This is a genomic window from Streptomyces sp. NPDC001508, from assembly GCF_040298665.1.
Lineage (GTDB): Bacteria > Actinomycetota > Actinomycetes > Streptomycetales > Streptomycetaceae > Streptomyces.
Genome location: NZ_JBEPAP010000001.1, coordinates 421,970 through 428,886 on the forward strand (window position 1 = coordinate 421,970; position 6,917 = coordinate 428,886).

Here is a 6,917-nt window from a genome sequence, read left to right on the forward strand (position 1 = left end):
CCTACGCCGTGCTGCCTGCGGTGCGGACACCGGTGAGGGTGTAGGCGAGCGCGGCGGCGGCCACGATCGCCAGCAGGGCGAGCCCGGCCGCGTAGGTGCCGTACTGGCCGTAGAGCGAGCCCATCACCAGCGGCGGCAGGAAGCCGCCGAGGCCGCCCGCGGCGCCGACCACTCCGGTGACCGAGCCGACCTGGGCGGCCGGGGTCATCTGGGCCACCAGGGCGAAGGTCGCCCCGCTGCCCGCGCCGAGCGCGGCGGCCATGGCCAGGAAGGCGATGGTGCCCACCGGTGCCAGGTCCGGGGTGAACGACTGCACCACGGCCCCGCCCACGACCACGGTCAGCGCCCCGGCCAGCACCCGGCCCGGGCCGAGCCGGTCGGACAGCCAGCCGCCGACCGGCCGCATCGCCACCGCGAGGAGCACAAACCCGGCCATGCGGTTCGCGGCGTCGCCCTGGGTGAGGCCGTAGCCGGTCTTCAGGTAGGTGGGCAGATACACCGAGAAGGCGACGTAACCGCCGAACGCGACCGCGTACAGCGCGGACGCCTGCCAGGTGATCTGGAGCTTCAGGGTGGCGGCCAGGCGGCGGGCCAGCGGTTCGGCCGGCACGGTGCGGCCGGGTGCGTCACGCAGCAGCAGCGCGGCGGCCACGGCGTACACGGCCAGCACCGCGGCCGTGATCACGAACGGGGTGGACATGCTGTGCGCGTCGACCAGTTTCACGGTGGTCAGGGCGCTGATGGCGGTGCCGCCCATGCCGGCGCCGAACACGCCGATGGCCAGGCCCCGTCGCTCGGGCGGGAACCAGGCGTTCACGAGCGGCACGCCGACGGCGAACGCGGTGCCGCCGATACCGAGGAAGAATCCGCCGGCCAGCAGGGCGGCGAGCGAGGAGTGTCCGGCCAGGCCGAGGTAGAGCACGGGCACGATGGTGGCGGCCGAGACCAGCGGGAACATCACACGCCCGCCGTACCGGTCGGTGAGCGCGCCCACCGGGATCCGTCCCAGCGACCCGACCACCACCGGCACCGCCACCAGCAGCGACTGCTGGAACGAGCTGAGGCCGAGGCCGTCCTTGAAGCGCGGGCCGAGCGGGCTGAGCAGCGCCCACGCCCAGAAGTTCACGGCGAAACCCACCGTGGCCAACGCCAGCATGAGCCATGCGCGTCCCGGCACGGACGCGGCCGGTGCCGGTGCCGGTGCGGCCGGTGCCGGTACGGCCGGTGTGGCCGGTGCCTCTTTCTGACTCCTCGACGGCTGGAACATGCCGTCTGTCCCTTCGTTCGCAGTGGTGCGGCCCCGGGGATGGAGCCGGGGCCGCGGGCCGCCGACCACGCGATGCGTGCCGGGGCCTGACGCCACTATCTGCGGCAGGGACTTCCCAAAGGGTGGGCCATACGGCCTCATCCACCGGTCCGGCGGTCCCCGGCTTTCGGGTCGCGTCGCGTGCACAGCACGGTGGGACGACGGGACAAGGGCCGTCCGGCCCTTACGCTGCCCCGGTCAGGTGAGAGACGCTGGACTGATGTTCCACAACGACGGCTTCCGCACGCTCGATCGGCAGGAGTGCCTGCGCCTGTTGGCGAAGGTTCCGGTCGGTCGTGTCGTCTACACCCGTCGGGCGCTGCCCGCGGTGCTTCCGGTCAACTTCTCCCTCGACACGGATTCCTCCGTGCTCCTGTGCACTTCGGCGACCTCGGACCTGGTGCGCGCCATCGACGGTGTCGTGGTGGCCTTCGAGGCCGACGACTTCGACGCCGCGACCCGCTCCGGCTGGAGCGTGGTCGTCACCGGTCGGGCGAGCGTGGTGACCGACCCCGACGAACACGAACGGCTGTCACGAACGGGCCCGCAGTCCTGGGTGGTTACCCGGGACGGGGTCTATGTGCGTATCGAGGCGGAGATGATCACCGGCCGTGAGATCGCCGGTGTGCGCGGTACGGACTGACCGCCTTCGAGCGTGCCGCCGGGGCGGCCGGAACCCGGTGTAGGACGTGAGCCGTCTGCGGTCATGTGGCGGGCAGGGCGGCGGCGAGCAGTACGACGCCCAGTGAGCCGACCAGCGATATGACGGCCAAGGCGCGGGCCAGTTCGGCACGGCCCTTCGCGTACGCGATGCCGTGCCCGGCCGCCGCGAGCATCACCAGCACGAACAACCCCAGTTTGGTGGCCAGGGTGCGCCCGTAGCCGGGATCGGCGAGCGAGGCCCAGGTGACACCGCGGTGCCAGGCCATGGCCCACCCGGTGCCCAGTTGCAGGGGCAGGAACACGATCCCGGTCAGCAGCCCGAACCGGCGGCCGGCCGCCGCCGCGAAGCGGTCCCTGGCGTCTGCGGCCAGCATCCGCCGGGCGAGGGGCAGCACGACCAGGGTCAGGGCGAGCTGTCCGCCGACCCACAGCACGGCTCCGATGACGTGCAGGAAACGGACCAGGGACCACAGGCCGACGGTGTCCATCACCGGCTCACCTCCACCATGCCCATGGCCCCGGCCTCGGCGTGGCGCATGTCGTGGTCGACGAAGGAGTAGTGCCCGGCGGCGGGGAACGTCGTCTCGACGAAGCCGCCTTGGGCCACCGCCAGGTCCAGTGCCTGCGAACCGCCGGGCTCTTTGCGTTCGAGCAGGTAGGCGCCCTCCTTGTACACGGTGTCGAAGACGGTGCCGACGATGTGGAAGGAGATGCCGTCGCTGGGCCCCGCGGCCACCACCCAGAAACGGGCCCGCTCGCCTGCCCGCACCGTCAGCGGTGCCTTCGCGTACTGGGCGGCGACGCCGTTGAACACCCAGGCGTCGGGCGTACCCTGACGCATCTTCGAAACCTGTGCCGAGCTGCCGGGGGTGCCCAGGTAGAGCGCGGAGGAGACCAGCACGTACTCGTGGTCCACCGTTGCCAGGCCGGGTGGGTCGATGATGACGGCGCCGTACATGCCGTTGCCCATGTGCTGCAGCATCGGTGCCGTGCTGCAGTGGTAGAGCCAGGCGCCGGCCCGGTCGGCGCGGAAGCGGTAGACCAGCCGCTGACCGGGCTGGATGGTGCGCATCGCCCGGTCGGGGGCGAGGGATCCGGGGTGGAAATCGATGCCGTGGCCCATGGTGGGGTCGTCGTTGACGAGGGTGACCTCGAAGACATCGCCCACCGTGCCGCGCAGGGTGGGGCCGGGTGCGGTGCCGCCGAAGGTCCACATCTGCTGCTTCCCACCCGGGGCGACCTCGACCGTCCGGCGGAGGACATGCAGTTCCACCTTGTGCACCGTCGCGGCGGGAGCGGGGGCCAGGTCCGCGTCGCGGGGCCGCCATCCGTGGGAGAAGTCGGCGGCGAGGTCCAGCGCGTCGTCGCCGCTGCCCGTGCCGGACATGTCGTGTCCCGCCATGGTGCCGCCGGTGCTGTGCCGCACGACGATGTCGAGGGTCATTCCGGCGGCCCGGTGTCCGGGCAGTGTGCACCAGGCGGTGCGGTTCTCGGTGACCGGCCCGAGATCGAGGGTGCGGCTCTCGCCGCGGGACAGGAGCGGGGTCGCCGGGCCGCCGTCGACCTTGAGGTCGTGGCGCTGGGCGTCCTTGTTGGTGATCCTCAGTTTCAGTCCGGTACCCGCGCTCACGTCGATCCGGCTGGGGCGGACGCGCATGTTCGCCAGTGTGATGTCCACGGTGCGGGTGACGGTCGCGGCGCCGTGCTGCGTCCCGGCGGCGACGGCCGGCCGTTCGGTGGAGCCGCCGCTGTTGGCCACCAGCACGGCCAGCACGATCAGTACGGCGCCCCCCGCGGTGCCCAGCAGGACCGGCCGTCGGGACGAGCCGCCCTCGCGCACCCTGCCGTCTTCACACACTTTGCCGTCTTCACGCACCCCGCCGTCTTCACGCACCCGGCCGTCTTCACACACCCGGCCGTCTTCACGCACCCCGCCGCCTTCTCGGACGCGGACGAGGACGCGGATCGTGCGGACGAAGAAGTCCGCTCCGGCTGCCGCGGCCAGCAGCATGCCCGCCGTGCCGGCGGGTGCGGGCAGCGGCAGCGCCAGCAGTGCGACGCCGCCGTTGAGGACCGCCGAGCGGACCGGCCAGCCCCGTTCCAGTACCGCGCGCAGCGCGGCGCGCTCCTTCGGACCGCCCGCGAGCACGATGGGCAGCAGATACGTCAGTGCGCCGATGAGGACCTGCGCGACGAACCCGATGAGGAAGACCGGTACGCGTGACCCCACGGTCTCCGCCGCTTCGGTGAGCGGCCTGACGGCGAGGACGCCCGCGTCGGCGGCCACACCCGCGCACAGCCACCCGGCAGCCGCACCCAGCGTCCAGGCAGCCGCCGCCGGCACCGGACGCCGCCCGCCTGCCGTGCGGATGAGCAGGTCCATGGCCACGGCCACGCCCACGGCGTACACCGCGACACCGACGAGGCCGGGCAGGCGCAGGCCCGCCGAGAGTGCGGCCACCGCGGTGAGCAGTCCGCCGGCGGTCAGCCCGAGCACCCAGCGGGCGACCCGGGGGGTGCGCTCGGCCATGCGTACCCCCAGTACGGTGGGCCAGAGCATGAGCAAGGTGCCCAGCACGGGCAGTCCGATCCAGCCGAGCAGGGCGACATGGATGTGGGCCAGCCGTAGCCCGGTGTGGTGCCGCGGACCCGCGTGTCCTGTGGCCAGCAGCCCGCCCAGCACCGCGCCGGTGATCAGCGCCGCCGCGCCGACCCGGTAGAAGCCGACGACAGACGCGAGACGTCCGCCCAGCGCGCCCCGGCCCAGGCGCACCAGCACCACCAGATGGGCGGCGAGAGCGACCACCAGCAGCGCGCACGCGCCACCGGTCAGGACCGGCCGATCCGCCCACACCCCGAGCACCACACCGGCCACGGCGAGGTTGACGCAGGCCAGCCGGGTATCGCTCCAGCGTTCGTCTGGACGGCGGGCGTGCAGCAGGGCGACGGCGAAGTGCTCGCTCCAGACCACGACGGCGGTGGTGGCGGCGCCGAGCAGAAACAGATGGATCGCCAGCCAGCGGGCGACGGGCAGCGTCTGCTGGGCGGTCGCCGCGAGCAATGCCAGCGCCGTCCACGCCGATACGGCGATGTGGGCGCGCAGATGACGGGCCTTCAGACCGGATTGCCTGAACCTGCTGGGGTAATGGCCTTGGGTGGTTTCGGGTCGGTCGGGCCGGCTGGTCACGTGATGTCCTGTTGCGCCGTGCGGAGTGGGGACGGGGGGAAGAGGAACCGGCGGGTCACCGGCGTGCGTCGGGGGAGCCGCCGGACAGCAGCGCGGCCAGTTCCCGTTGGTGGGGAAAGGACCCGGGCCGGTAGCCGCACCAGGGTTCCTCGGCGAAGGGATCGCCGGTGACGCCGTAGGCCCGCGAGCGGGAGCCGCCGCAGACACGGCGGAACTCGCACGATCCGCAGCGGCCGCCGAGCCGGTCGGCGTCCCGTAGGCCGGTGAACAGCTGTGAGGTGCGGTAGATCTCGGGCAGGGGTGTCTCGCGGACGCTGCCCGCCCCGAGGGGCAGAAAGCCGCTGGGGTGCACGGTGCCGGTGTGCGAGACGAAGACGAAGCCACGGCCCGCGTTGACGTCCAGCGGCGGCCGGCGCGCCCGGCGGCCTTGGGTGTCCAGTCCCAACTCGGCGGCCCGGTCGCGCAGTCGCCGGTACAGCGGCCCGAGTTCCAGCGCCGCGACGTGGTCCTCGCCGGCGTCCGCGAGCACCTTCCTCTGGAGTGCGACGCGTCGGAAGTGGTGTGCCTCGGTCGTCTTGGCGGGCACGGTCAGGCCCACGTCGTACACGAAGTTCAGGATGTCCTCCGCCTCGGCCGGGGTGAGCGCGCCGAGTTGCCCGCCGCGGCCGGTGGGCACCAGGAAGAAGGCGCTCCACAGCATCACGCCGTGGTCGGCGACCAGGCGGACGATGTCCGGCAGGTCGTGCAGGTTGTGCCGGGCGACCGTCGTGTTGATCTGCACCTTCATGCCGAGAGCGCGGGCGGTGTCCCAGGCGTCGAGGGTCCAGCGGTACACCCCGGGTACGCCCCGGAATCCGTCGTGCAGTTCGGCCGTGGAGCCGTCCAGGCTGAGCGAGAGGCCGACGGCACCGGCCTCGTGCACGGCACGCAGCCGGTCGGGGGTGAGCGTGGGGGTGCCGGAGGGGGACACGGCGACGCGGACGCCCGCCCCTTCGCCGTACGCGATCAGCTCCAGCAGGTCGGGGCGCTGGAACGGATCCCCGCCTGTGATCACGAAGAGCGGGGCGGGCTGCCCGAACGCGGCCACCTGACGCATCAGTTCCTGCGCGGCCGCGGTGTCCAGCTCGCGCGGGTCACGGTCGGGCACGGCCTCGGCGCGGCAGTGCAGGCAGGCCAGGGGGCAGGCCCGGGTGGACTCCCAGATCACGATGAACGGCTTGTCCGCGACGTTCTGGTGCTGCCGGCGGATCACTCGGGCGGCGCTCACCGGGCCCTCCCTGCGCGATCGGTGCGTAGCGTACGTCCGGCCGCCCGGGAGTCAGGGCAGACGTGGCGGGCGGCCGGAGCGTGACCGGCCCGGTCCCTGCGCAGCACCCGTGTCGGGGGACGGCCGCGTGGACAGCCGCGCGGATGCTGGTTGCAGTAGTGCACGGGACACCTCCGGATCGGTCGAGAGCCAGCATTCGGCATCGAACGCCCGGGGCGCGGCGGCCGATGAGCCCGTGGTCATGGGCCGAGGGTCCCTCGTTCGGGCGGCTGCGGCAGGGCCGGACGGCCCGTCGGCAAGCGCACGGAAGGACCCGGCTCCGAGGCTTCCCCTCCCGGTGACCGGCTCCGCCGGAACGGAACATGCGCAAGCGGGACCGGTCCTGAACGGCCGGGCGGAAAGGGCATGGTCCCCCGTTGATGCCAGGGGGCCGCCGCCCCCCGCGGGGGCGGCCCCCCGGGCTGAGCGCGGGGGGGGCAGGGGGGGTGGCGGGG

The 6,917-nt window shown here is 73.1% G+C and carries 5 protein-coding genes; 1 reads left to right on the forward strand and 4 read right to left on the reverse strand.

Annotated features, from left to right (window positions below):
• Window position 1: 1 nt before the first annotated feature.
• The gene (locus ABT245_RS01835) at window positions 2-1,156 is read right to left on the reverse strand and encodes an MFS transporter (RefSeq protein ID WP_351727629.1); all 1,155 of its coding nucleotides are present in this window, start codon (window positions 1,154-1,156) and stop codon (window positions 2-4) included.
• Window positions 1,157-1,526: 370 nt separating this feature from the next.
• On the opposite strand from ABT245_RS01835, the gene ABT245_RS01840 reads away from it, so the two are divergent.
• On the forward strand, window positions 1,527-1,949 hold the full coding sequence (locus ABT245_RS01840; RefSeq protein WP_351727631.1) for a pyridoxamine 5'-phosphate oxidase family protein: 423 nt from the start codon (window positions 1,527-1,529) through the stop codon (window positions 1,947-1,949).
• A gap of 61 nt (window positions 1,950-2,010) precedes the next feature.
• Here the strand turns inward: ABT245_RS01840 and ABT245_RS01845 are convergent, their stop codons facing one another.
• From ABT245_RS01845 to ABT245_RS01855, 3 genes are read right to left on the reverse strand one after another with little or no spacing between them, the layout of a single operon-like run.
• A complete protein-coding gene (locus tag ABT245_RS01845) occupies window positions 2,011-2,457 on the reverse strand; it encodes a hypothetical protein (RefSeq protein WP_351727632.1) in 447 nt (148 codons plus the stop codon).
• Complete coding sequence (locus ABT245_RS01850; protein WP_351727633.1) at window positions 2,457-5,156, reverse strand: multicopper oxidase domain-containing protein; 2,700 nt, start codon at window positions 5,154-5,156, stop codon at window positions 2,457-2,459. The genes ABT245_RS01845 and ABT245_RS01850 overlap by 1 nt, the downstream gene beginning before the upstream one ends.
• 55 nt (window positions 5,157-5,211) lie before the next feature.
• On the reverse strand, window positions 5,212-6,423 hold the full coding sequence (locus tag ABT245_RS01855) for a TIGR04053 family radical SAM/SPASM domain-containing protein (protein WP_351727635.1): 1,212 nt from the start codon (window positions 6,421-6,423) through the stop codon (window positions 5,212-5,214).
• Window positions 6,424-6,917: the final 494 nt, after the last annotated feature.

Coding starts and splice junctions, on each gene's coding strand:
- ABT245_RS01840 (WP_351727631.1), top strand. CDS start 1,527: ATGTTCCACAACGACGGCTTCCGCACGCTCGATCGGCAGGAGTGCCTG.
- ABT245_RS01835 (WP_351727629.1), bottom strand. CDS start 1,156: ATGCTGGCGTTGGCCACGGTGGGTTTCGCCGTGAACTTCTGGGCGTGG.
- ABT245_RS01845 (WP_351727632.1), bottom strand. CDS start 2,457: ATGGACACCGTCGGCCTGTGGTCCCTGGTCCGTTTCCTGCACGTCATC.